The 24,416-nt window shown below is 66.4% G+C and carries 24 protein-coding genes, 1 tRNA gene and 1 rRNA gene; 3 read left to right on the top strand and 23 right to left on the bottom strand.

Features of this window, described 5'->3' with window-relative positions:
- Nucleotides 1-541 precede the first annotated feature (541 nt).
- Nucleotides 542-1,957, bottom strand: a complete 1,416-nt coding sequence (locus CSQ99_RS28365; RefSeq protein WP_099042325.1) for a serine/threonine-protein kinase — start codon at nucleotides 1,955-1,957, stop codon at nucleotides 542-544.
- Nucleotides 1,958-2,240: 283 nt separating this feature from the next.
- Nucleotides 2,241-2,314 (bottom strand) — tRNA-Pro (locus CSQ99_RS28360).
- 87 nt (nucleotides 2,315-2,401) lie between these two features.
- Here CSQ99_RS28360 and CSQ99_RS28355 point away from each other — a divergent pair.
- Complete coding sequence (locus tag CSQ99_RS28355; protein WP_176561261.1) at nucleotides 2,402-3,889, top strand: cryptochrome/photolyase family protein; 1,488 nt, start codon at nucleotides 2,402-2,404, stop codon at nucleotides 3,887-3,889.
- Here the strand turns inward: CSQ99_RS28355 and CSQ99_RS28350 are convergent.
- The 8 genes from CSQ99_RS28350 to CSQ99_RS28315 all read right to left on the bottom strand — a co-directional run bounded on the left by CSQ99_RS28350 (nucleotide 3,886) and on the right by CSQ99_RS28315 (nucleotide 11,113).
- Nucleotides 3,886-4,698: a sulfite exporter TauE/SafE family protein gene (locus CSQ99_RS28350; RefSeq protein WP_099042323.1), complete on the bottom strand. Its 813-nt coding sequence runs from the start codon at nucleotides 4,696-4,698 to the stop codon at nucleotides 3,886-3,888. The two genes, CSQ99_RS28355 and CSQ99_RS28350, sit on opposite strands and share 4 nt — an antisense overlap.
- Before the next feature lie 35 nt (nucleotides 4,699-4,733).
- Nucleotides 4,734-5,663, bottom strand: coding sequence for a sulfite exporter TauE/SafE family protein (locus CSQ99_RS28345; protein ID WP_099042322.1), 930 nt, complete (start codon nucleotides 5,661-5,663; stop codon nucleotides 4,734-4,736).
- A gap of 216 nt (nucleotides 5,664-5,879) precedes the next feature.
- Nucleotides 5,880-7,295, bottom strand: coding sequence for a ribosome biogenesis GTPase Der (gene der, locus CSQ99_RS28340; protein WP_099042321.1), 1,416 nt, complete (start codon nucleotides 7,293-7,295; stop codon nucleotides 5,880-5,882).
- Entirely contained in the window at nucleotides 7,292-7,978 is a 687-nt protein-coding gene (cmk, locus tag CSQ99_RS28335; RefSeq protein ID WP_176561260.1) for a (d)CMP kinase, read from the bottom strand. Before cmk ends, der begins: the two co-directional genes overlap by 4 nt.
- Entirely contained in the window at nucleotides 7,975-8,718 is a 744-nt protein-coding gene (locus tag CSQ99_RS28330) for a pseudouridine synthase (RefSeq protein WP_099042320.1), read from the bottom strand. Before CSQ99_RS28330 ends, cmk begins: the two co-directional genes overlap by 4 nt.
- Nucleotides 8,711-9,409, bottom strand: a complete 699-nt coding sequence (gene scpB, locus CSQ99_RS28325; RefSeq protein ID WP_099042319.1) for an SMC-Scp complex subunit ScpB — start codon at nucleotides 9,407-9,409, stop codon at nucleotides 8,711-8,713. Before scpB ends, CSQ99_RS28330 begins: the two co-directional genes overlap by 8 nt.
- On the bottom strand, nucleotides 9,402-10,244 hold the full coding sequence (locus CSQ99_RS28320) for a segregation/condensation protein A (protein ID WP_176561264.1): 843 nt from the start codon (nucleotides 10,242-10,244) through the stop codon (nucleotides 9,402-9,404). The genes scpB and CSQ99_RS28320 overlap by 8 nt, the downstream gene beginning before the upstream one ends.
- Nucleotides 10,245-10,252: 8 nt before the next feature.
- Entirely contained in the window at nucleotides 10,253-11,113 is an 861-nt protein-coding gene (locus tag CSQ99_RS28315) for a ParA family protein (RefSeq protein ID WP_099042318.1), read from the bottom strand.
- A 130-nt stretch (nucleotides 11,114-11,243) separates the two neighbouring features.
- Between CSQ99_RS28315 and CSQ99_RS28310 the strand changes: the two genes are divergently transcribed.
- Nucleotides 11,244-11,999: an O-methyltransferase gene (locus tag CSQ99_RS28310; RefSeq protein ID WP_099042317.1), complete on the top strand. Its 756-nt coding sequence runs from the start codon at nucleotides 11,244-11,246 to the stop codon at nucleotides 11,997-11,999.
- A 7-nt stretch (nucleotides 12,000-12,006) separates the two neighbouring features.
- Here CSQ99_RS28310 and xerD read toward each other — a convergent pair whose 3' ends face one another.
- The 6 genes from xerD to CSQ99_RS28280 all read right to left on the bottom strand — a co-directional run bounded on the left by xerD (nucleotide 12,007) and on the right by CSQ99_RS28280 (nucleotide 18,086).
- Nucleotides 12,007-12,954, bottom strand: a complete 948-nt coding sequence (gene xerD, locus CSQ99_RS28305; RefSeq protein WP_099042316.1) for a site-specific tyrosine recombinase XerD — start codon at nucleotides 12,952-12,954, stop codon at nucleotides 12,007-12,009.
- Nucleotides 12,954-13,571: an NUDIX domain-containing protein gene (locus tag CSQ99_RS28300; protein WP_099042315.1), complete on the bottom strand. Its 618-nt coding sequence runs from the start codon at nucleotides 13,569-13,571 to the stop codon at nucleotides 12,954-12,956. The genes xerD and CSQ99_RS28300 overlap by 1 nt, the downstream gene beginning before the upstream one ends.
- Complete coding sequence (locus CSQ99_RS28295; RefSeq protein WP_176561262.1) at nucleotides 13,564-15,297, bottom strand: CTP synthase; 1,734 nt, start codon at nucleotides 15,295-15,297, stop codon at nucleotides 13,564-13,566. The genes CSQ99_RS28300 and CSQ99_RS28295 overlap by 8 nt, the downstream gene beginning before the upstream one ends.
- 181 nt (nucleotides 15,298-15,478) lie before the next feature.
- On the bottom strand, nucleotides 15,479-16,420 hold the full coding sequence (locus CSQ99_RS28290; RefSeq protein WP_099042313.1) for a copper transporter: 942 nt from the start codon (nucleotides 16,418-16,420) through the stop codon (nucleotides 15,479-15,481).
- Between the two features lie 8 nt (nucleotides 16,421-16,428).
- Nucleotides 16,429-17,613 carry a putative cytokinetic ring protein SteA gene (gene steA / locus CSQ99_RS28285; protein WP_099042312.1) on the bottom strand — a complete coding sequence of 395 codons (1,185 nt, stop codon included), beginning with the start codon at nucleotides 17,611-17,613 and terminating at the stop codon, nucleotides 16,429-16,431.
- Nucleotides 17,614-17,705: 92 nt separating this feature from the next.
- Nucleotides 17,706-18,086, bottom strand: a complete 381-nt coding sequence (locus CSQ99_RS28280; RefSeq protein ID WP_099042311.1) for a VOC family protein — start codon at nucleotides 18,084-18,086, stop codon at nucleotides 17,706-17,708.
- Nucleotides 18,087-18,117: 31 nt separating this feature from the next.
- On the opposite strand from CSQ99_RS28280, the gene CSQ99_RS28275 reads away from it, so the two are divergent.
- Nucleotides 18,118-18,693 carry a TetR/AcrR family transcriptional regulator gene (locus CSQ99_RS28275; RefSeq protein ID WP_099042310.1) on the top strand — a complete coding sequence of 192 codons (576 nt, stop codon included), beginning with the start codon at nucleotides 18,118-18,120 and terminating at the stop codon, nucleotides 18,691-18,693.
- Nucleotides 18,694-18,706: 13 nt separating this feature from the next.
- Here the strand turns inward: CSQ99_RS28275 and recN are convergent, their stop codons facing one another.
- The 7 genes from recN to rrf form a co-directional block, all read right to left on the bottom strand.
- On the bottom strand, nucleotides 18,707-20,467 hold the full coding sequence (gene recN, locus CSQ99_RS28270) for a DNA repair protein RecN (protein ID WP_099042309.1): 1,761 nt from the start codon (nucleotides 20,465-20,467) through the stop codon (nucleotides 18,707-18,709).
- On the bottom strand, nucleotides 20,467-21,390 hold the full coding sequence (locus tag CSQ99_RS28265; RefSeq protein WP_099042308.1) for an NAD kinase: 924 nt from the start codon (nucleotides 21,388-21,390) through the stop codon (nucleotides 20,467-20,469). Before CSQ99_RS28265 ends, recN begins: the two co-directional genes overlap by 1 nt.
- Nucleotides 21,387-22,196, bottom strand: a complete 810-nt coding sequence (locus tag CSQ99_RS28260; RefSeq protein WP_099042307.1) for a TlyA family RNA methyltransferase — start codon at nucleotides 22,194-22,196, stop codon at nucleotides 21,387-21,389. The genes CSQ99_RS28265 and CSQ99_RS28260 overlap by 4 nt, the downstream gene beginning before the upstream one ends.
- Before the next feature lie 6 nt (nucleotides 22,197-22,202).
- Nucleotides 22,203-22,379, bottom strand: a complete 177-nt coding sequence (locus CSQ99_RS31095) for a hypothetical protein (RefSeq protein WP_099042326.1) — start codon at nucleotides 22,377-22,379, stop codon at nucleotides 22,203-22,205.
- An 8-nt stretch (nucleotides 22,380-22,387) separates the two neighbouring features.
- Entirely contained in the window at nucleotides 22,388-23,410 is a 1,023-nt protein-coding gene (locus CSQ99_RS28250; RefSeq protein WP_099042306.1) for an HAD-IIA family hydrolase, read from the bottom strand.
- 1 nt (nucleotide 23,411) lies between these two features.
- Nucleotides 23,412-24,194, bottom strand: coding sequence for a tetratricopeptide repeat protein (locus CSQ99_RS28245; protein ID WP_099042305.1), 783 nt, complete (start codon nucleotides 24,192-24,194; stop codon nucleotides 23,412-23,414).
- Between the two features lie 103 nt (nucleotides 24,195-24,297).
- Nucleotides 24,298-24,412, bottom strand: a 5S ribosomal RNA gene (gene rrf, locus CSQ99_RS28240).
- Nucleotides 24,413-24,416 lie beyond the last annotated feature (4 nt).

Genomic DNA, 24,416 nt, shown 5'->3' with positions numbered 1-24,416 from the left:
CAGTCACGGGCCCGGAGAGCCCATCCCCACCACGATCCCGCCCTCGCAAGCGACAGCACGCCAATTCTCGCGCCCTGGCCCGTCCCGCCGGCCAGTCTCAGAACCGCCTTGTTCAGCGCCCTCCTAGAGCCGCCCACGCATCGACAGCTTGGTAAGTGACCACGAACGGTAAGTTTACGCTTACCATTATCCGCGTCGCAAGGCGCCGCGGTACCCGTTCGCCGGCCTGCCAGTACTTCGGTCAGCTGAGGCCGTATCGGTGGGCGACCGCGAGCGGGGCTTCAACCCAAGCGGCGATGAAGCGCTCACTCGGGATGCCGGCGCGGGTGAGATCGCGTTACTGTTCCGCGCCGAGATTTCGGCTGTCTTGCAACGGTCTCAAAGTCCGTTGACTTGACGGATTTGGCGCACCTTATGCGGCCGACTGACCAGCGACTCACGCACTAGGCCGAACGTCTCGCCTCGTGGCCATCTGCACCAGTGGTGGAGAGCGAGCGCATCCGATGAGCCCGACAACGCTGGAAATACCCTGAAAGCCTGACTATTTCGGCTTACCGTTCCCAGAATTTCCGTTCTTGTTGCCGTTGCTTCCGTTCCCGTTCCCGCTGTTTCCGTTGCCGGTCTTTCGATCGCCAGCGCCCCTGGCGCCGTTGATGTTGCCGCTTTCGTCGCCGCGGCCGACATTGGGGTAACCATTCCCGTTGCTGCTGTTGCCGGAACCGCCACCGCCGGAGCTGCTACCGGTGCGACGTATTTCTGTTGGCGTTGCCTGCTCAACCGTCCTTGTCGGCGAGGGCTGTTCCGATTCCACAAGCACCACAACGGGCGCAGGCGCGGGAGGAACAGTCGGCGCCGTCGGCCGAAGAACTTCTGTCACCACAATCGTGGAAGGCACCGGGGTGCTGACGCTGAAGCTTTCAGGCGCCGTCGTGGGTGTCGTCGACGACGGATTCGACGAAAAGGCAAGCACCGCCAGTGCCATCGCTCCTAGAAGGACCCCGGACCCGGCAACTTTGAGCACCTGCTCCGGTGAGCGCTTGACCGAGGCCCCCGATGCCGCGTTCACCGCTGGTGAGCTCTTGCGTCGAACCCTCAATCCCCTTGGCTCTCGCCCATGTGCAAGTGCCGGAACGGGACTGACGGGCACAATCGTTTCTGCGTCCAACGCCCTTCGCATAGCATCGGCACTACCGAATCGCCGGAGCGGATCCGCGGACATCGCACGTTCGATCACGTCGGCAAGTACCGGATCGATGTCTGGACGCAATTCCATCAATGGCGGTGGACGGCCCTCGACGATCGCATGGGCCAGCGGCATTATGTCCTCTTGCGAGAACGGCTTTTGACCCGTCAGCGCCTCATACCCAACGACACCGACGGCGTAGAGATCGTCATCAACGGACGCGGGCTTGCCGCTAACCCTGTCTGGACTCATGTAAGCCAGCGTGCCGACGACATGACCAGTCGTCGTGTGGACGGACGCAGCGGTCTTCACAATCCCGAAATCGGCAACTTTGACGGTGCCCGATGGCGCGATCAGCAGATTTCCGGGCTTGACGTCACGATGCAGCATTCCCGCATCGTGCGCGACGGCAAGAGCCGCGAGCACGCTGCGCAGCGCCGCACAAACCTGCGCCTGAGGGAGCGGTCCGAGCGCTATCTGGTCGCCGAGGGTGTCGCCCGGCAGTCGCTCCATCACGATGAACGGAGTCTCGTCGTGGTTGCCGATGTCATACACCCGGACAATGTTGGGGTGGTTGAGAGCCGCCGCCGCGCGCGCCTCGATTTCGAACCGCTGCCGGACGTCGGCTTGCGAGCTCAGACCCCGACGAAGGAGTTTGATGGCCACGGGGCGACTCAAGCGAGTGTCCCAGCCGTCGCACACTTCGGCCGTCGCACCGAAACCCAGCACGTCGCGAAGTTCGTAGCGTCCGCCAAGTAGCCCGGCGCCGTCCATGGCCGTTAGGTATCCGTAATGTCCGCAGTACAAACCCTCACCAAACAATTAATTAACGGTGGAGCCGTTAACTGGTCCCGGTACAGGTGCCGCTTTCAAACCTCCGCCAGCGACGCAAACAAAAACCCGCACGGCTGCCGCCGGCGAGTTTCGATTTTGTCGGGCTGACAGGAGCCGCCGGCGCGACCGCCTCGTACCCTCGCCGGGCGCTTCGGCTCCCAGCATCATGTCCCCCGACAAAAGGAAACCCGCTCGGCTGCCGCCGGCGAGTTTCTTTTCATTGTCGGGCTGACAGGATTTGAACCTGCGACCACTTGACCCCCAGTCAAGTGCGCTACCAAGCTGCGCCACAGCCCGTGGTGCTGCCGGGATCGCCGGCAGCAGATCGAAAGCCTACCTCAGCGCTTACGTGCGAACCCAACCGCCGCGGGGTATCCGGCGGTCGTGACCACCCGCGATGACACTCCGCTGTGGCTGTTCGCCGATCAGCTCGGACCAGCGGTCTACGGCGGCGAGCACTCCCACCGCGAGATCCTGCTCGTCGAGGCCACCTCGGCGTTGCGTCGACGGCCTTATCACCGCCAGAAGCTGCATCTGGTGCTGTCGGCACTGCGCCATGCCGAGCGTGATCTCGGTGACCGCGCGACCCTGCTGAAGGCCGACAGCTACACCGACGCGCTGCAACGGTACGGACGTCCCGTTCTGGTGCACGAACCGACGTCCTTCGCAGCGGAAAAGTTCGTCCATCGCCTGCAGGAGGAGAAGCTGGTCGCCGATGTTCTGCCCACGCCGACGTTCGCTCTGCCCCGCAGCGAGTTCGCCGAATGGGCAGGCGCCCGCACGCGCTTCCGAATGGAGGACTTCTACCGCGACCAGCGTCGCCGCTTCGACGTCCTGATGGACGGGCCCGACCCGATCGGGCGTCGCTGGAACTTCGACGAGGAGAACCGCGAACCACCACCGAAGAAACAAGACACCCTCGGCGCTCCCAAGCCCTACCAACCCCGCGAGGACGACATCGACGAGCAGGTCCGCTTCGACCTCGACCGGATGAATCTGAACACCGTCGGCGTCGACGGCCCGCGACTGTTCGCTGTCACACCCGCAGAAGCCAAACGCGCGCTTACGAGATTCATCGATTACCGCCTTCCCACATTCGGCAGGTACGAAGACGCCATCATGGGTCACGACTGGGCGATGTCACACTCACTGCTATCCGTGCCGCTCAATCTTGGTGTGCTGCACCCACTTGACGCCGTGTACGCCGCCGAGGACGCGTATCGGGACAACAAAGCTCCCCTCGCGGCGGTTGAAGGATTCATCCGGCAGATTCTCGGCTGGCGCGAATACATGTGGCACCTGTACTGGCGATTCGGCCCCACCTACACCCATAATAATGAGCTTTCGGCACATTCGCCGCTCCCCGACTGGTGGACGACGCTGGACGCTGACCACATCACCGCCGAATGCCTGCGACAGGCCCTCGGCGGTGTGCGCGACCGAGGCTGGACACATCACATTCAGCGGCTGATGGTGCTGGGCAACCATGCTCTGCAGCGCGGATATTCGCCCAGCCAGCTGACCGAGTGGTTCGCGACGGCCTACGTCGACGGCTTCCGCTGGGTGATGCCGACCAACGTCATCGGCATGAGCCAGCACGCCGACGGCGGCAAGCTCGCCACCAAGCCCTATGCGTCCGGCGGTGCCTACATCAACAAGATGAGCGACCACTGCGGCGACTGCGCGTACGACCCGAAGAAGCGACTCGGCGACGACGCCTGCCCGTTCACCGCCGGCTACTGGGCTTTCGTGAACCGCAATCAAGATCTGCTTGCCAGGAACAACCGCACTCGGCGATCCGTATCGTCGATGGAACGGCTCAAGGATCTCGACGCCGTCCTCGAACAGGAGACGACTCGGACTCACTTCTAAACGGTCAGCAGCCGCCACAACCCGATCAGGCCGACCACGACGATCACCGCACGCAGGGCATACGGCGACAACCGTCGGCCGTAGTGCGCGCCGAGGAACCCGCCGATCAGCGACCCCAGCGCGATCAGCCCGGCGGCCGCCCAGCTGATCCGATCGAACGCGACAACGGTGTACGCCACTGCCGCAACGACATTCACCACCAGCGACAACAGATTCTTGGCAGCGTTCATCCGCTGCATATCCTCGGAGATCAACGCGCCCATCACGGCGATCAGCATGATTCCCTGTGCGGCGGTGAAGTATCCGCCGTAGATGCCGACCGCGAACGTCGCGACGACGAGCAGCACCATCCTCCGACGCGACACCTGGAGCAGGACCACCTGCCCAGGCGACACATGCTGAGCCGACTCCCCGGCCGCCTCCGACCGCCGACGGGCCCATTCCTGAATCCGCGGTCCGACCACCACCAGCATCAGGGCGATGATCAGCAGCACCGGCACGACCCGGTGGAATACCGTCTCCGGCAGATGCAGGAGCAGCCACGCGCCCAGCCCCGCGCCGACGAACGACGCCGGAAGCTGCCACTTCAGCCGACCCCACTGGCCGCGCAGCTCGCGGCGGTAGCCCCACGTTCCCGACAAGCTTCCCGCCACCAGGCCGACGGCGTTGGACATCGTCGACGTGACCGGTGGATAACCCAGCGCGACCAGGGTGGGGAAAGTGATGAGGGTTCCCGACCCGACGACCGCGTTGATCGCGCCTGCCCCGACGCCCGCCAGGGCGATCAGCATCATGTCGAGGACGGGCATTCGAGCGAGCCTAGTGCCCGTAATTCAGCGCTTGATCAGCGCGCCTCGTCGGCGGGAGCCTCTGCTTCGGTGACCTCGGCCTCGAGTTCGGCAGGCACGAAGGCGGGTGCCTTCGACAGCTTCCACGCGAGGTAGACGAACGTCGCCCACGCCACCACGATGCCGGTGTAGATCAACGTCGACCACGGTGACGTGACGCCGAAGTACTTCACCAGCTTCTGCGAGTTCGTCAGCACGATCACGCCGCCGACGGCCGTGCCGAGCAGCGCGGGACTGACCCGGCTCACCAGCCACGCCGCGAACGGTGCGGCGAGCACTCCGCCCAGCGCCAAGCCGAGCACGATCGGCAGGTTGTCGAGGAACTCTTCGCGCAACCCGATCAGGAATCCCAGCGACGCGGACACCGCGACGAGGAATTCCGATGCGCTCACCGATCCGATGACCGTCCTCGGCGCCGTCTTGCCCTGCGAGAGCAGTGTGCTGGTGGTCACCGGACCCCACCCGCCGCCGCCAGACGCGTCGATGAACCCACCGAAAAGCCCGAGCGGTGTGAGGAACTTGGCGCTGAGCTTGCTGCCGCCACCGGTGATGGCAGGCGGGGTGCGCAACGAAAAGCGCAGCAGCACATAGACACCGATGGCCATCAGGATCGCGGCCATCAACGGCGCCGCGTCCTCCGTCGACAACGAGGACAGGACCGTCGCACCGAGGAACGCGCCGACGGCACCAGGCGCACCCAGCTTCGCGACGATCACCCAGTCGATGTTCTTGAACTTCCAGTGCGACAGCCCGGAGGCGAAGGTGGTGCCCACCTCGGCGAGATGGACCGCCGCGCTGGCTTGCGCCGACGCGACACCGCTGAGCACCAGAAGTGTTGAGGCGGTGACACCGAAGGCCATGCCGAGCGCGCCGTCGACGAGCTGGGCACCGACGCCGACGAGCGTGAAGATCAGCAGAGAACGCATGATTTGGGCTGCTTTCGAGTGAGGCGCCTGCCGGCGACCAGGTCTGTTGTCGGACGCGTATCAGGGACGCGGACAACAGCGTCGGTCGACTCCAATCACGGGAGAAAGGCTACCCACGGGAGCTACGTGCCGAGCAGGGTTGCGATCACCGTGATTTTGAAGGAATTCGGCGCGGAAACCGACCGCTCGGGGTGTGTCAGCGCGCCCGATTCGCACCTATCGAGAGCGTGACCCGCGCTTCTCGCGCATCCGGACGTTGATCCGGACCGGGCTGCCCTCGAATCCGAACGTCTCACGCAGCCGCCGCTCCAGGAAGCGCCGGTAGCCGGCCTCCAGGAATCCGGTCGTGAACAGCACAAACGTCGGCGGACGTGCGGTCGCCTGGGTCGCGAACAGAATCCGCGGCTGCTTGCCGCCGCGCACCGGAGGCGGGGTGGCGGCGACGATCTCCTTGAAGAACGTGTTCAGCCGACCCGTCGGCACCCTGGTGTCCCAGGATTCCAGCGCCGTCTCCAAAGCGGGCACCAGCTTCTGCACCGCCCTGCCCGTCTTGGCCGAGATGTTGACCCGCGGCGCCCACTGCAGCTGCGCGAGCTCGCGGTCGATCTCCTTTTCCAGCAGGTAGTGGCGATCCTCATCGACCAGGTCCCACTTGTTGAACGCCAGCACCAGCGCCCGGCCGGCCTCGATCACCATCGCCAGCACGCGCTGGTCCTGCTCGGTCAGCGGCTGCGACGCGTCGATCAATACGATCGCCACCTCCGCGGAATCGATCGCACCGTGCGTGCGCACCGAAGCGTAGAACTCGTGCCCGCTGGCCTGCCCGACCTTGCGCCGCAGGCCAGCCGTGTCGACGAATCGCCAGACCTTGCCGTCCATTTCGATCAGCGAGTCGACCGGATCCACAGTCGTGCCCGCGACGTCATGAACCACCGAACGTTCTTCTGCGGCAAGGCGGTTCAACAGCGAGCTCTTGCCGACATTCGGCTTGCCCACCAGCGCGACGCGGCGCGGCCCTCCCCCGCCCGATGCCATCTCCGACACCGTCGGCAGGACATCGATCAACTCGTCGAGCAGGTCGGCCACTCCGCGGCCGTGTATCGCGCTGACCGGATGCGGTTCCCCCAGCCCCAGCGACCACAAGGCGGCCGCGTCGGCTTCACCCCGCTCCGAGTCAACCTTGTTCGCCGCCAAGAACACCGGTTTGCCGGACCGCTGCAGCAGCTTCGCCGCCGCCTCGTCGGCCGCCGTCGCGCCCACCACCGCATCGACCACGAAGATGATCGCGTCGGCCGTGCGCATCGCGACCGACGCCTGCTCGGCAACCAGCAGTTGCAACCCCTTGGCGTCGGGCTCCCACCCCCCGGTGTCCTGCACGACGAAGCGTCGTCCCAGCCAGTTCGCGTCGTAGGACACCCGATCCCGCGTCACACCCGGAACGTCCTGCACCACCGCCTCGCGGCGGCCCAGAATCCGGTTGACCAGCGTCGACTTACCGACGTTGGGCCGCCCGACCACTGCCACCACCGGTGGCGGCGCTGAGGCCTCCTCGATCGCCTCCGCGACGTCCTCTGCCCCGATCTCCCAATCGCCCTCGTCGGACCACGTGCCGTCCGAATCCGACGTGCTCATCTCGTCACACCGGCGCGCTGCTGGGCAAGATCGGTCAGGTGCGCGATCACGTCGGACTCGGTCATGTCGCTGGTGTCCACCACCACAGCATCGTCGGCGGCGCGCAACGGCGACACCTCGCGGGTGGAATCCAGATGATCGCGCCGCTTCACATCGGCCAGCACCGACTCGTAGTCGTCGCCTAGGCCTGCGGCGACATTCTGGTCGTGACGTCGTCGCGCCCGGACTTCGGCCGACGCCGTCAGGAAGATCTTCAGATCCGCATCCGGCAGCACAACTGTGCCGATGTCGCGGCCCTCGACAACGACGCTGCCCGGTCCGGCCGCGAGCTCACGCTGAAGCCCGACCAGCCGCGCCCGCACCGCAGGCACCGCGGACACCGCAGACACCGCCTTGGTCACAGCGCCGCCGCGGATCTCACGCGAAACATCCTCTGCGTCAAGGTAAGCCTTGTCCTCGTCGGGGTCGTAGCCCACTGACAGCGGGACATCCGCCGCAGCCACCTCGATCGCAGGCGTGTCGGCGAGGTCGACGCCCGCCCGTACCACCGCCAGGGTGATGATGCGGTACATCGCGCCGGTATCCAGGTAGCGCGCATTCAGCGATCGTGCCAAACCCCTTGACACCGAAGACTTTCCCGTCCCGGCAGGGCCGTCGACGGCGATCATCAGCGACGCACTCACATGCCCACCGCCTTGTACAACGATCCGATCTCCTTCTGGCTCAGCACCCGGATGCTGCCCGGTCGCTGATCGCCCAACGGCACCGGGCCGATATCAGTGCGCACCAGCTCCTTCACCGGAAACCCGACGGCGGCCAGCATCCGACGCACGATCCGCTTGCGGCCCTCGTGCAGCGTCACCCGCACCAGCGTCTTGCCCGGCACGGTGTCCACCACGGCGAAGTCGTCGAGATGCGCAGGGCCGTCGTCCAGCTCGATCCCGTCGCGCAACTTGCGGCCCAGCCCACGGGGCACGGAGCCGAGCACCGTCGCCAGGTAGGTCTTGGGCACCTCGTATGACGGATGCATCAGGCGGTGGGCCAGCTCACCGTCGTTGGTCAACAGCAGCAGTCCTTCGGTGTCGGCATCCAGACGTCCGACGTGAAACAGTTTCTTGTTCCCGCGTACCCGGTGCTCGACCAGATCCCCCACGCACGGACGACCCTGATCGTCGGACATCGTGGAGTGCATCCCCTTGGGTTTGTTGATCGCCAGATACACCCGCGTGTCATCGACGGTCACCCGGGCGCCGTCGACTCGAATCACGGACACATCGGGGTCCACGCGGGTGCCCAGCTCGGTCACGATCCGGTCGTCGACCTCCACGCGGCCATCGAGAATCATTTTCTCGGCAACCCGGCGTGACGCAATTCCGGCCTGCGACAACACCTTCTGCAGGCGCACGCCCTCAGGATCAGACATCTGCGTCTTGATCCACGTTTAAGGACATCGGCGTCTCGACGGCCGGTGCACCGCTGAGCTTCATGAAACGTGGCTCCTCGCTGAGAGTTTCGCTCAGATCGTCGATAACATCGACGTCGGGCAGCAGCGGGGCGATGTCGGGAAGGTCGGCCAACGACGTGAGGCCCAGGCGTTCGAGGAACAGTTCGGTGGTCGCGAACGTCACCGCACCCGAGTCCGGGTCGACGCCCGCCTCGGTCACCAGTCCGCGTGCCAGCAGCGTCCGGATGACCGCGTCGACGTTGACCCCGCGCACGGCGCTGACCCGTGCGCGCGTGACGGGCTGGCGGTAGGCCACCACGGCCAACGTCTCGAGCGCCGCACGCGTCAGCTTCGAGCGTGCCCCGTCGAGCAGCAGGCGCTCCACGTAGGGCGCGTACCGCGCCCTGGTGTACATCCGCCAGCCGCCGCCGGCTTCGCGCAGATCGATACCACTGTCGCGGGCCTTGAACTCCTCGGCCATCAGCGCCAGCTTGGTGCCCACCCGGTATGCGGGCTGCTCGGTCGCGGCGGCGAGCTGGTCGACCGTGACCGGTGTATCCACCACCAACAGCAGCGCCTCCAGCACCGCCCCGAGTTCGGAGTCCTCCAACTCCGGTGGCGTCTCGGCTGGGACGTCGGTCCAGACGTCCGTTTCGGTGTCGTCAGTCATAGTGGTCTTCTTCCACCGCAAGGTGTTGATGGTTGGGCCGTTCACCGGTCCACGAAATCTGGAGTACACCAAGCGCTTCTGGTTGTTCGAATGCTACTGCCCTGGCCCGGTACAGCTCGAGCAGCGCCAGGAACCGGCCGACGATCTCGATCGGTGCCTGGCAGTCGGCCACCAGGTCGCGGAACGACGCCCATTGGCCGATCCCGCGACTTTCGAGCAGCGCCATCAGGTTACTGACCTGCTCGGGTACCGATACCGCCACCTCGTGCAGGTGCTCGAGCCCGATGGTCGGCACCGGACGCGGGGTGAACGCCGCCGCCGCGATCTGGGCGAACGCCTCGGCGTCGACACCGATCATGACCTCGGGCAGCAGCTCCTGGTAGCGCTCGTCGAGCGCCACCGCCCGCGGATAGCTGCGCAACGCCGCCGCCTCGAGTTCGGCGAAAAGATCCGCGACGTGCTTGAATGCCCGGTATTGGAGCAGTCGGGCGAACAGCAGGTCGCGCACCTCGAGCAGCGCGAGATCCTCTTCGTCGTGCACCTCACCGGCGGGCAGCAGCCGGGCCGCCTTGAGATCGAGCAGCGTGGCCGCGATCACCAGGAAGGTGGTCGTCTCTTCGAGTTCGAGTTGGCGGCCGATCTCCTTGGTGTAGGCGATGAAGTCGTCGGTCACCTGGTGTAGCGCCACCTCGGTCACGTCGAGCCGATGCGCGAAGATCAGCTGCAGCAGCAGGTCGAACGGGCCCTCGAAATTGCTGAGCCGGACCTGGAAGCCCGCGTTCAGCGACTGGTGTGAATCCGATGTCGCAGTGTCGTCTGCTCCAGCCTCTGTCACTGCCTCGGTCACGCGCCGAACCGGTCGATGACCTCGCGCGCTAGTGACCGATATGCCTCGGCACCAACAGATTTCGGCGCCCACGAGGTGATCGGTTCGCCGGCGACGCTGGTCTCGGGGAAGCGCACCGTCCGCGTGATGACGGTGTCGAAAACGAGGTCGCCGAACCGCTCGAGAACTCGGGCCATCACTTCGCGGGAGTTCACGGTGCGCGGGTCATAGCGGGTGATGAGGATGCCGCCGATGGAGAGCTTCGGGTTCAGCCGGTCGTGCACCTTTTCGACGGTGTCGGTCAGCAGCGCCAGGCCACGCAGCGAGAAGAACTCGCACTCCGTCGGGATGATCACCACGTCGCTGCAGGCCAGCCCGTTCACCGTGAGCAGCCCAAGCGACGGCTGGCAGTCGATCAGGACATAGTCGTAGCGGTCCAAGACCGGATAGATCGCGCGGGCCAGGGACTGCTCGCGGCCCACCTCGTTGACCAGCTGGATCTCCGCGGCCGACAAGTCGATATTGCTGGGCACCAGATCCAGGTTCTTGACGCGGGTGCTGATCAGCACCTCATCGATCGACGCGCGGGGTTCGACCAGCAGGTTGTGCACCGTGTGCTCGAGTTCGTAGTGCGGCACCCCGAGGCCCGCCGACAGCGCACCCTGCGGATCGAGGTCGACCAGCAGCACGCGGCGGCCGTACTCGGCCAGGCTGGCGCCGAGGTTGATGGTCGACGTGGTCTTACCCACCCCGCCCTTCTGATTGCACATCGCGATGACCTTGGCCGGACCATGCGATGCCTTGGGTTCGGGCGTGGGGATCTTTCGTGGCTGGCGGCCGGTCAGGCCGAGGTCGGCGCTTTCGCCGTCGTCACTCACGCGGGACCATCGCTGGTCAGGCAACGCGCAGGCATGGCGGACATCCGGGCAAGTTTAACGGGAGGTGACTGCGTGGTCTGCCAGACCCGCGGGCAACTTTTTCGGCGTGATCCCGCCTAGGCTGGCGTAGGTGAGCCTGAAGCGCCGCATCCCGTTCCTGCGTTGGTCGTTCTGGCGGCTGGCGATCGGATCCCGCAACATCACCAAAACCGGTCAGATCGGCGACGGCCGGGAGGCCGCGGCCGCCGACTATGTGGTGGCCTCCGCCCGTCGAGGCGACATCGACGACGTCATCGCCAAGATCGACGAGTTCGCCTACGAGAAGTCGTTCCTGATCAACATCGGCGACGAAAAGGGCGAATTCCTCGATGCCGCGGTCCGTCGCTCCAACGCCGCCGTGGCGCTGGAGTTGGGCACCTACTGCGGCTACGGCTCGCTGCGGATCGCTCGCGCGGCACCCGCGGCGAAAGTGGTTTCCGTGGAGCTGTCTGCCGCCAATGCCGAGATAGCACAACGCATCTGGGAGCACGCCGGAATCTCTGACCGGGTAACGTGTGTGGTCGGCACGATCGGCGACGGCGGGAAGACACTCGATGCACTCGCCAACGAGCACGGCTTCGCAGCCGGAGTGCTGGACCTGCTGTTCATCGACCACGACAAGACGGCCTATCTGCCCGATCTGTTGAGCATTCTCGACCGCGGCTGGCTGCACCGGGGATCGATCGTGGTCGCCGACAACATGCTGATCCCCGGCTCCCCCAAATACCGTGAGTACATGCGCGAGCAGGAGGGCAAGCTCTTCGCGACCTCTGAGCACAAGACGCACGGCGAGTATCAGACGATGGCGCCCGACCTGGTGCTCGAGTCGGAGTACCTGGGCGACTGACTCAGCTTCACTGCGCCCGCGGATGGGCTCCGGCCCACACCTCGCGCAGCGCCGTCACGGTCACCATCGTGTAGATCTGCGTCGTGGTGACCGACGCGTGGCCGAGCAATTCCTGCACGACGCGGACGTCGGCGCCGCCGTCGAGCAGATGTGTGGCGAACGAGTGGCGCAGCACGTGCGGCGACACCGCGGATGTGATGCCCGCCCGTTCGGCCGCATCCTGAAGCACCTGCCACGCGCTCTGGCGCGAGAGCCGTCCGCCCCTGGCGTTGAGGAAGATCGCCGGGGTGCCGCGCCCGCGGCGCGCCAGCTCGGGGCGTCCGCGCACGAAGTAGGCGTCCAACGCGGTGACCGCCGGCCGGCCGACGGGCACCAGCCGCTGTTTGCCGCCCTTGCCTCGCAACAGGACCGACCGCGCCCGGGTGTCGATGTCGTCGACGTCGAGGCCGACGGCCTCCGAGATGCGTGCCCCGGTCGAGTAGAGCAGTTCGAGCAGCGCCCGGTTGCGCAGTGTGAGCGGCCCGTCCGCCTCGCTGTCACCGCCGGCCCCGTCCAGCAGGGCCAGCACCTCATCGAGGGTCAGGCTCTTGGGTAGCCGCCGGCTCGGTGTCGGCGGTTTGACCGCGGACGCGACGTTGAGCGCGGTGAGCCCCTCCGCCTCGGCGAAGCGGTGCAGCCCACGGACCGCGATCAGGGCACGCGCGGCCGATACCGCCGAAAGTGCGACGGTGCCCGCGTCAGGATCACCGCGACGCAGGGCGACCAGGAAGTCGCTGACGTCGGACTCGGTCACCTTCGCCAGGTCGTCGATGCCACGCAGCGCGAGGTGCTCGGAATAGCGCCGCAGGTCCCGCCGGTAGGAGCTCAAGGTGTTGGCCGCAACGCCACGCTCGATGGTCAGGTGGTCGAGGTAGCCCTGGATCTGGTCGTCGAGGGCCGACCGGAACATCGTCATCAGTGATCCTTCTTGTCCCGGAAGGATGTCGGCCGGTCCGTCCACGGCGCATCGACGGGCCGCAACGCGTCCGTGTTCGGCATCGCGTGTGCTGCCAAAATTCCGGCCACCGCAATCGAATTCACGATCTCGCCGTCGAAAACCATCCGCACGGCGTCGACCAGCGGGAACCACTCCAGGCGTAGGTCGGCTTCCTCGTCGTGAGCATCGGGCCTGCCGGCCTCGGACAGTACCGTCGCCCGGTAGACGCGCACGCTCTCGTCGCTGTACCCCGGCGCGGTGTCGAGGTCGACGAGCACCCGCCAGTCCTTGGCGGCCAGACCTGCCTCTTCCTGAAGTTCACGGGCGGCGGTCAGGTGCGGCGGTTCGCCGCCGACGTCCAGCAGCCCCGCCGGAAGTTCCCACAGTCGCCTGCCGAACGGCTGCCGGTACTGATACACCAGCGCGACGTTGTCCTCTTCGTCGATTGCCAAGACGGCCACCGCGCCGAAGTGCTCGAGGACCTCCCTCTTCGCGAGGTTGCCGCCGGGCATGCGCACATCATCGCGGCGCAATGCGAAAATACTGCCAACGTAAATGGTTTCGGAGTCAACCGTCTCGAAATCGTGCTCAGCCACGGGCTTCCGTTTTTTGCAGCTCGGCATCGCGCAGCGGTTGGCCGACCTCCTCGGCATGCTCGGAACCGTTCGCGTGCTCCGGGATATCCATCCCGGGCAGTCGCTCCTCGGCCTTGTAGCTCAGCGCCGCGCCGACGAACGCGACGAACAGCGGATGCGGGCGGGTGGGCCTGCTCTTCAGCTCAGGGTGCGCCTGGGTGCCGACGAGGAACGGGTGAACAGCGGGGTCGTACTCGACGAACTCGACGAGGTGACCGTCGGGCGACGTCCCGCTGAACCGAAGCCCGCTCTCGGCGATACGGTCGCGGTAGGAATTGTTGACTTCGAAGCGGTGACGGTGCCGCTCGGACACCTCTCGCGCCCCGTATGCCTGCGCCACAATGGAATTGGGCTCCAACACCGCCGGGTAGGCGCCGAGGCGCATGGTGCCGCCGAGGTCGGCGTCGCCGGCGACGACGTCGCGCTGGTCGGCCATCGTCGAGATGACAGGGTCGGGAGTCTTCGGATCGAACTCCGCCGAGTTCGCCTCGGTGATGCCCACCGAGCGTGCCGCCTCGATGACGATGCACTGCAGTCCGAGGCACAGCCCCAGGACCGGCAGACCCCGTTTGCGCGCGTACCGGATGGCACCGATCTTGCCCTCGATGCCGCGGATGCCGAACCCGCCGGGAATCAAGATGCCGTGGACGTCGCCGAGTGCGGCCGTCGCACCGCTTTCGGTGTCGCAGTCGTCGGAGGCCACCCACCTCATCTCGACCTTGGCGTGGTGGGCGAAGCCACCGGCACGCAGTGCCTCGGCCACCGACAGGTAGGCATCGGAGAGGTCGATGTACTTGCCCACCAGCGCGATTCGCACTGTCTCGCGGGGCTCGTGCACGCGGTGCAGCAGGTCATTCCACTGCGTCCAATCCACATCACGGAACGGCAGGTTGAGCCGGCGCACCACGTAAGCGTCCAACTCCTCACGGTGCAGGACCTTGGGGATGTCGTAGATCGACGGCGCGTCCGGTGTGGAGATGACCCCGTCGATGTCCACGTCGCACATCAGCGCGATCTTGTTCTTCAACGGTTCGGGCACATCGCGGTCACAACGCAGAATCAATGCGTCCGGGCTGATGCCGATGCTGCGCAGGGCGGCCACCGAGTGTTGCGTCGGCTTGGTCTTCAGCTCACCGGACGGCGCCATGAACGGAACCAGTGAGCAGTGCAGGAAGAAGCAGTTCTCGCGGCCGACCTCGTGCCGCACCTGACGGGCGGCCTCCAAGAAGGGCAGTGATTCGATGTCGCCGACGGTGCCGCCGATCTCGGTGATCACCACGTCGGGACGGTTTCCGCTGGGATCCGGCTTGGCCATCTCCAGGATGCGCCGCTTGATCTCGTCGGTGATGTGCGGGATGACCTGCACGGTGTCGCCGAGGTACTCGCCGCGACGCTCCTTGGCGATCACCGACGAATACACTTGTCCCGTCGTGACATTCGCCGACCCGTACAGATTCCGATCGAGAAACCGCTCGTAGTGGCCAACGTCGAGGTCGGTCTCGGCGCCGTCCTCGGTGACGAACACCTCGCCGTGCTGGAACGGGTTCATGGTGCCAGGGTCGACGTTGAGGTAGGGGTCCAGCTTCTGCATCGTCACCTGTAGGCCACGCGCGGTCAGCAACTGTCCGAGGCTGGAGGCGGTGAGCCCCTTTCCGAGGGAGGAAACCACGCCACCCGTCACAAACATGTGCTTGGTGGGGGCCTGCGGGTGCTTGCGTAGCGCTGGCAAGAGCAACCTCCGTGACGACGCGGCAGGGGCTCGCTGTGAATAGCTGGGGCCTGCCGACCCACGGAACCCAACCCTAACACCGACGCCGACAAGCCGTCGCTGACGCGCCGTGCCCTGGGCCCACAGCTTGCTAGGGGAATTATTGCGGGATGGTTACCGACGCGGCTCCCTGACCGATGCCGTACTGACCGGGCTTGCCGCCGGCGGCCAGGTCGCTGAGTGCCAGCACCGAGGTGAGCCGGCCGGACTCCGAGTCGACGTCGTCAACGGTGCTGACCGCGGTGGTCAGCGAGTCGTCTGACCTCGCCACGGCCACCGCAGCGGTACCGGAGGCCGACCCGTCGCGCCCGACCAGCACCGTCCCGGAGCCGTGCGGTGCCAGGCCGGCCGCGAACCTGGCGACCGTGGACCCCTGGTTTCCGGCGTCGTCGGGCAGTGCACCGCCGGTCACGATCAGTGCGGTGTTCGCCGCGCCGACGCGCTCGGTGCCGTAGGTGATGAAACCGGTGTCGCGCAGCGTGGCCAGCACGGTGTCGCGCTGGGTGTCGTCGACGACCGAGACCTTCGGGTCCCGGTTGATCAGCAGGCTGATGCCCAGCAGGTCACCTGCCTGCGAGCCCTGGTCCACCGACGTCGTACTCAGCTGCTTTCCCGCTGGCACGATCGGCGAGTTCACCACCGACAGCAGCTTCTCGGCCGAATTGGCGTTGACGAACTCGGGTGTGAGCCCTACCGTCCCGGTGACCGTGCCGCCGGCCTCGGCGACCAGGCGTGTCAACGCTTCGACGTCGTCAACCGCTGCATCCGGCGTCCGGAACAGCACCACCGACTTCCCGGCGAGCGAGTCACGCAAGATTCGGGGCGCCATCTGGGAATCAAACTCCCCTGCAGCACTCAGCTTTTCATTGATCGCGTTCTTGTCATCGGTGAGCGTGTTGATCTGCTTCTGCAATTCGTGCTTGTCATCTTTGAGGCCGGACAGCACGGTGTCAGACAGCAGTCCGGAACCCAGCGCGACACCGATGGCCAATGCAAGGAACACCGCCGCGAGCGAAATCGCATGTGAGCGCAGGGAAATCATCGCAACCCCTAAGTGACCCAGCCCTGAACCCAGAGCGCGAACCGGTTCCAGTAGTCGACGACCCAATCCACCAGTGCGGTATCTGCCCGTGACACCCACAGCGCGACGATCACCGCAATGAGCATGGCGAGCACGAGCAGGGCGATGGCACCACCGGAGACCCGGCTGCGATACAGCGTGGCGACAGCCTTGGCGTCAACCAGCTTCTCCCCGACCTTAAGCCGGGTGAGGAAGGTCGACGGATTGCTCTGCTGGCGCGACCGGTCGAAGAACTCCTCGATGCTCGCGCTGTGGCCGGCGGTCACGATCAGCGAAGCGCCATGGTGATCGCAGAGCAGCAACGCAAGGTCGGCGGCCGACCCGGCGGCCGGGAACGTCATCGCCCCGACACCGAGGTCCTGGATCCGCTCCAGACCCGCCGCGTGTCCGTCGGCGTCGGCGGGCAGCACGACCTGCGCACCGCAGCGCAGCGCGTCGGCGCTGATCCGGTCGGGGTCTCCGACGATGAGCTGGGGGCGGTAGCCGGCCTTGCGCAGGACGTCGGCTCCGGTGCCGACACCCACCAGCACCGGTTGGTACTCCTTGATGAACGGCTTGAGCGCCTTCAGGTCGACGGCCGAACTCGGCTCCTCGGCCACGATGACGACGTGGCGTCGGTTCATGTCGACGTCGACGTCGGGAATACCGATGCCGTCGATCAGCAGCGGGCTCTCACTGCGGATGAACTCGATGGTGTTGCCCGCGAACGCCTCGAGATGTGCCACCAGCCCGCTCTTGGCCTCGTGCATCAGCTCGTGGATTTCGTCATCGGTCCGCTCGGCGCCGAGGATCAGCCGCCGGTCGCCGGAGTAGACGCCGCCCTCGTGCAGGCGCACCCGCGCGCCGTCCTTGACCTTCTTGAACACCTCGTCGCCGGTGTCGTCGATCAGGGTGACGCCGTTGGCGACCAGCACCTCGGGGCCCAAGTTGGGGTATCGACCCGAGATCGACGGCGACGCGTTCACAACCGCGGTGACACCGGCCTCGACGAGTGCGTCTGCGGTGATCCGGTCCAGATCGAGGGCATCGAGGACGACGATGTCGCCCGGGTTGATGCGTCGCAGCAGCCGATCGATGTCGCGGTCGACGCGCGCTGTGCCGGTGATGCCCGGTCGAGAATTGGCATTACGGGATAGCAGCGCTGACATCTTCATGCGGCGATTCTGTCGATCCGCACGCGTCATCCGTCGGAGGCGCGCCGTAACATCAGCCTCAGAAGTTGACTCTTGTCACAACTGCAACACGGTTATGTGTACGACTCGAACAGTTCCACGAGGTTGCCCGCCGGGTCCGGCACCAGTGCCTGGCGTCCGCCCCGGCCGGTGGTCACGTCACCCCGTAATTCCACGCCGGCCTTTCGCGCATTGGCTACGGCCACGTCCAAATCGTCGACTTGGAGCTGAAATCGGTTCCATCCACCCGGTTCTGGCCGACTGCCGTCGGTGAGAGTCTGGCCGGCGCCACCACCGCCCTCAGGCGAGTTCAGCAGCAGTCGCAACTCACCACGGCGCAGCATCGCGAAGCCTGGCGCCGGTTGCATCGCCACCTCGAACTGGAAAAGGGATGTGTAGAAGTCCACCGCAGCATCGACATCGTCGACGATGTAGCGAACGCTTATGTTGGTCATCTGTGCACCTCCTAGCCATTATGATACATAGGTGTCCCGAAGATCCCAGTCCGATCCCCGCGTTGGCCATTCCCGTCGGGTGATATGCCGCGCCGCCATCGAGGAGTTCGCGGACGTCGGATTTGCCGGCTTTCGGATGGAGTCGGTTGCCGCGCGGGCGGGTGTCGGTCGCAGCACCCTGTACCGCCACTGGCCCGATAGGGCCGCACTGATCGCCGATGCGCTCGAGACCCTCAACGTGCAACCGGACCCGAACCGCGAACTCGTCTCGGGCACGGCCCGGCAGCGGGTCGAGTTGCTTCTCAGCCATCTCGTCCGTGCGCTCACCGACTCGCCGGTGGCCGCGTGTATCCCCGCGCTGATCCATGCGACCGAAAACGATTCGGGCGTCCGCGATTTCTTTCACCGTTACTCGGCGGAGCGGCGCCGGCGCCTGACTGACGCCATTGCCGCGGGCGTCGACGATGGGCAGTTTCCTGCCCGTGTCGATGCCGAGGCCGCCTCCGTGGCGCTGTCGGGTGCGGTGTTCTATCGACGACTGATGACGGCTGACGCCCTCGACGCCGATTTCGTCATTGACTTGATCGACACCGTCCTCGGGGAATGACGGGATCACACCCCTAGTCGCTCGTCCCTCGTTGTTGTTGTGCGGCTTCCAGCAGCTCGCGGGCATGCGCTCGCCCGCTGTCGGACTCTCCGAGGCCGGCCAGCATCCGGGCCAGCTCGGCCACGCGGTCGTCGTCATCGAGCCGGCGTACCCCGCTGGCCTTGCCCCGGCCGCCGCTGTCGACAACCAGGTGGACGTCGGCGTAGGCGGCCACCTGGGGCAGATGCGTGACGACGATGACCTGGTGTGTACTGGCCAGCCGCGCTAGTCGACGGCCGATCTGCACTGCCGCGCGTCCGCCGACTCCCGCGTCGACTTCGTCGAAGACCATCGTCGTTCCCTCGGTCGACGCGGCCAACACGACCTCGAGCGCGAGCATCACGCGCGACAGCTCCCCGCCGGATGCACTCTTGCTCAATGGCAGCACGTCGGTGCCGCGGTGTGCCGCGAAGCCGAACTCGACCGCGTCGACTCCGTACTGACCGGCGTGCGCCGTTACGCCAGCAGACACCGTCAGCGGAGCGGTGTCATCGACGCGCGCAGCCAGCGGCGCCACCGAGACCGTGAACTCGGCATCGGCCATCGCCAGCCCCGAGAGCTCGGCGGTCACCGCCTTGGACAGACCCTTGGCCGCCTTGGTCCGCGCCTTTGTGAGGTCATTGGCCGCGACGACGACTTCGTCGTGCAGCGCGACGACCTGACGTTCGAGATCGGCGAGCGCCTCCTCGGATACGTCGAGCTGTGTCAGCCGGTCCCGCGACTGCTGCGCCCATTCCAGGACACCGTCGATGTTGGCGGCGTACTTGCGGGTCAGCGTGCGCAGCTCGCTCTGCCGTAACAGCTTCGACTCCAGTGTGCTCGCATCGCTGGGCAGTGCGGTCAGGTAGTCACCGAGTTCGCTTGCCACATCACCGATCACGGCGAACGCGCCGTCGAGTTGTGCGGCCAGCGCGCGCAGGGCGGAGTCGTCGGTGGCCTCCATAGCCGACTTCGCTTGCCCCACAGCGCCGATTGCCGACGCGGTTTCGGGTGACGGGTCGTCGTCGCCGGACAGCGCGGCACGTGCAGTTTGCGCCGCTTCCCGTACCGAGTCCAGCTCCGACATCCGCTGGATGTCGCCGACGAGCGCATCGTCCTCACCGGGTTGCGGTGCGACGGTGTCGATCTCGTTGAGTGCGAACTTGAGTTGGTCTGCCTCCTGCGCCAGCTCGCGCGCCCGCTGCGTGCGGTCGACGAGGTCGCGACGCGCGGCCAGCCAGTCCTCGCGCAGCTTGCGATAGCGCTTCAGCTGCTTCTCGACATCGACGAACCGGTCCAGCGCGCCACGCTGCTCGTCGGGACGCATCAGCCGGAGCTGATCGTTCTGGCCGTGCAGGGTGAGCAATTCGGTGGTGAACGTGCCGAGCGACTTCGCGGGCACGCTGCGGCCACCGAGAAAGGCCCGCGACGGGCCGTCACGGGCCACGGAACGCGCGGCGATGACGCTACCGTCGTCGTCTCGCTCTGCTCCCGAAGAATCGAGGATCTCGTCAATCTGGGCGGTGACGTCCTCTCCCAGCTCGCTGGTGGTGAACCGGCCTTCGACGACTGCGCGTGCCGCACCCGAGCGCACCCGCGTGGCGTCGGCGCGCGCTCCGCCGAGCAGGTGCAGACCCGTGACCACCATGGTTTTACCGGTACCGGTCTCGCCGGTGAGCACGGTGAGACCGCGATCGAACTCGGCGGTCGCGGTGCTGATCGCGCCAAGCGACTCGATACGGATTTCGGATAGCACTACTGCCCGCGCCACCCCGTGACCGGCAACCGGAACTTGCGCACCAGGCGGTCGGTGAACGGCGCGCTGTCCAGTCGCACCCATTTCAACGGTGTGCCGCACCTGGTGACTTCCAGCCGGCCGCCCGCAGGCACCACCATCTCGCGGCGACCGTCGCAGAACACCAGCGCGTCGTGACCCCTCGCCTCGACCTCGATCGCAATGGAGGCATCGGGACTGGTCACCATCGGACGCGCGAACAGCGCGTGGGCGTTGTTCGGGACCACCAGGATCGCCTCCAGATCGGGCCAAAGGATCGGGCCGCCCGCAGAAAACGCCCACGCCGTCGAGCCGGTGGGTGTCGCGACGAGCACGCCGTCACACCCGAACGCGGAGACCGGCCGCCCATCCACCTCGAGCACGGCACCGAGCACGCCCAGGCGCGGACCCTTCTCCAGGCTGGCCTCGTTGAGCGCCCAACCGCGGTGGATGATCTCGCCTTCAGCGCGCACGACGATATCGAGCGTCATCCGCTCCTCGACGCGGTAATCGCGCTTGATGATGTGGTCGAGTACGGAGTCGATGTTCTCGGCCTCGGCCTCGGCGAGGAAGCCGATACGGCCCAGATTCACGCCCAGGACTGGTATTTCGACGTTGCGGGCGAGTTCGGCCCCACGCAGAAAGCTTCCGTCGCCGCCGAGGACGAGAACCAGCTCGCAGCCTTCGGCGACCCCGTCGTGGGCGTCGACGATCTCGATTCCGGCTCCGAGGGCACTCACATCGTCGGGCGAGAGGTGCTCTGTTCCGCGGTCGACGGACTCGGCGGACAGCACCCGCAGTCGAATCCCGTTGTTCCCGAGTACTTTATGCACACGGCGTGCCACCTCGGTGGCGTCGTCGCGGCCGGTGTGCACCACCAGCAGGATGTTGCGTTGAACGCTCACTGCGGGCCCTCCGCGACAGCCTTGAGCACCGCCTGTTCCAGCGACTCGCCTTCTAATGGGTGATCGGTTCGCGACCGCAGCCGCAGGAAGTACTCGACGTTGCCGGACGGGCCGGGCAGCGGGCTGGCGGTGACGGCGACCGTGTGCCACTGCAGTGCGGCGGCGCGGCGGGCGACGGTGAGCACCGCGTCGGCGCGCAAGTGTGGCTCGGCGACGACGCCGCCGGCGCCCACGCGATCCTTGCCGACCTCGAATTGCGGCTTCACCATGGGAACGATATCGGCGTCGGCATCCGCACACGACGTCAGTGCTGGCAGCACTGTGGACAGCGAGATGAACGACAGGTCGGCGACCACCAGGCCGACCGGACCGCCGATGACGTCGGGCGCGAGTTCGCGCACGTTCGTGCGTTCCAGGACGGTGACGCGTGGATCGTTGCGCAGCGACCACGCCAGCTGGCCGTAGCCCACATCGACGGCGACAACCTCGCGTGCGCTGCGATCGAGCAGGACCTCCGTGAACCCGCCGGTGGAGGCCCCAGCGTCCAGACACCGCCGCCCGTCGACGTTGATCTCGAAGGTGTCCAGCGCCCCGATCAGCTTGTGGGCGCCGCGCGATACCCAGCCGCGATCGTCGGAGTTCGCGACGGTGAGCGCGGCACTCACCGCGATCGCGGTGGCGGGTTTGGCGGCAGGCATGCCGTCGATGCTGACTTTCCCCGCGCCGATGAGCTCGGCTGCCTGCTGGCGCGAGCGGGCCAGCCCGCGTCGCACCAGCTCGGCGTCAACACGTGCCCGCCGCGCCACGAGTGTTCAGCCCTTCTCGACCGATTCGAGCGCTCGGACCAGCAGGTCGTGCGCCTCCTCGAGCCGCGCGGCGATGCCGTCGATCTCGGAGTCGGCGATCTCGACACCCTCTTGCGCAGGGTCGGGCACATCTGCCAGCAGCTCCGCGATCTGGGCACGTATCTGATCCGGGTCGGTACTCATGTCAGTGTTCACGCTAGCCGATCCGCAGGGGTGAGTACGGACCATGGCTCCAGGGCCTGTCGCGCAGTGTCGTCGCCCGCCGAGATCGTGAAGGCGCGGCCGTCGAGGCAGGCATTCCAGACTGCGCTGGCCGTGGCGCGGACCGCCGAGAGCGGGTCTCCGAGCTCCCTTCCCGTCGCGTGGACGGTCACCTCGGACGAGCCGATGTCGATGCGCCAGGCGGGGTGCGGCCCGACGCCAAGGATGTCGGCGCGGGCATAGAGCGAGCGCAGATCGGGTCCGAGGTAGTCGGGCCGCTCCGATGCCGCCGCCCGGATCATGTCCTCCGCGGTGCTGACACCGGTCAGCACCATGAGACTCGGCAAGCTGGCGGCCTTGGCTCCGGCGATATCGGTATCCAGCCGGTCCCCCACGACCAGTGGTGTGGAGAACGTGCCGCGAGCCAACGCATCGTTCATCAGCGTCGGGTGGGGCTTGCCTGCGACCTGGGGTTCCCGGTTGGTCGCCGCACGGAGCGCTGCGACCATCGACCCATTGCCGGGTAGCAGACCTCGCTCAGACGGCAATGTCAGGTCGACGTTGGCCGCGACCCAGAGCGCACCGCTTCGGATGGCCAACGCCGCTTCGGAAAGGTCCGACCAGCCGGTCTGCGGGGAATGGCCCTGGACGACGCCAACCGGCCCATCGGAGGCCTGCCGCACCGGCGTGAGTCCGGCCTGCCGCACCTCGGCGGCCAACGCGTCGGTGCCGATGATGAGAACCGCTGCGCCGGGAGGCAATTGGGCCGCCAGGAGGTTAGCCGCGCTTTGGGCGCTGGTGACGACGTCGTCCGGCTCGGCCGTGAAGCCCAGTTCCTGAAGGTGCTGCGCCACCTCGGCCGGGCTGCGTGATGCGTTATTGGTGACGTAGAGCGCGCGAGAGCTGACAGTGGAGAGTGTTTCGACCGCACCTTCGGTGGCTTCATGGCCACGGAATACGGTGCCGTCGAGGTCGAGCAGCAGGCAATCATGTTCCTGCACAAGCGCAGTCACGTCAGCTCAGCTCCGTGACGCGGTCCTCGGCGTCGGTCAGTCCCTCGACATCGGCGGCAGTGGCGTTGATGAACCACTGCAGCGCCTCGTCGCGTCGCCCGAGTGTCAACAACGTCTCGGCGTAGACGTAGAAGAGTCGGGCGGCGGTCGGGCCCGTTCGCTTCTTGTCGAGTTGCGGCGAGGACAGAATCGCGAGGGCCTGCTCATGCTGACCGAGGTCGGAGCGAGCGCCCGCCGCGACGATGCGCAGCTCGTCGGCCTCATCCCCGGTGAGCTGGGCGGCTTCGGGGCTGCGTGCCAGCTCGATGGCTCGTTCTGGACGTCCGACGCCGCGCTCACAGTCGGCGATGAGTGGAAGCAGTGGTGACTTACTGCCCATTCGGCGGGCCGCACGCAGTTCAGCCAGCGCCTGCGTCCAGTCGCCACAGTGGTACGCGGCGATTCCGACGGCCTCGCGCACCGCGGCGATACGTCCGGAGCGGGCCCGTGCCGCGCGTGCGTGAGCCAGTGCGGTTTCGGGATCCTCGTCGAGCAGCAGGCCGGCCGCCACCAAGTGACGTGCCACCGTGTCGGCGGTGCTTTTATCCAAAGTCGTGAGCTCGCCGCGAATTTCGGGCGCCAACTGCTTGGCTTCGATGTCGGCGGCAATGGGCGGGCCGTCGTCGCGCGATGTCTCGTCCCCGTGCTTCGGTTGAACCCGGCGGGCCCGATTGGGACCCGACGAGCGCGGCGGCGAGCGACGGGGGTCGCGCCCGCGGTTGTCGCGGTTTCCGTCCTGGACCACGTATGCCTTTCTACCTGATCTCGCGACAATTGAGAATTCGAGAAACAATTGTCACAAATAGAATCACCCCCCACGCAATTGTGGGGGGTGATTCCTAATTTGTGTTCGGCGGTGTCCTACTTTTCCACCCGGGTTGGGTAGTATCATCGGCGCTGGCAGGCTTAGCTTCCGGGTTCGGGATGGGTCCGGGCGTTTCCCTGCCGCTATTGACCGCCGTAACTT

The sequence above is a fragment of the Mycobacterium neglectum genome, from assembly GCF_002591975.1.
GTDB lineage: Bacteria > Actinomycetota > Actinomycetes > Mycobacteriales > Mycobacteriaceae > Mycobacterium > Mycobacterium neglectum.
The sequence above is the reverse complement of the archived record's forward strand: the minus strand, read 5'-3'. Positions and strand labels throughout refer to the sequence as shown.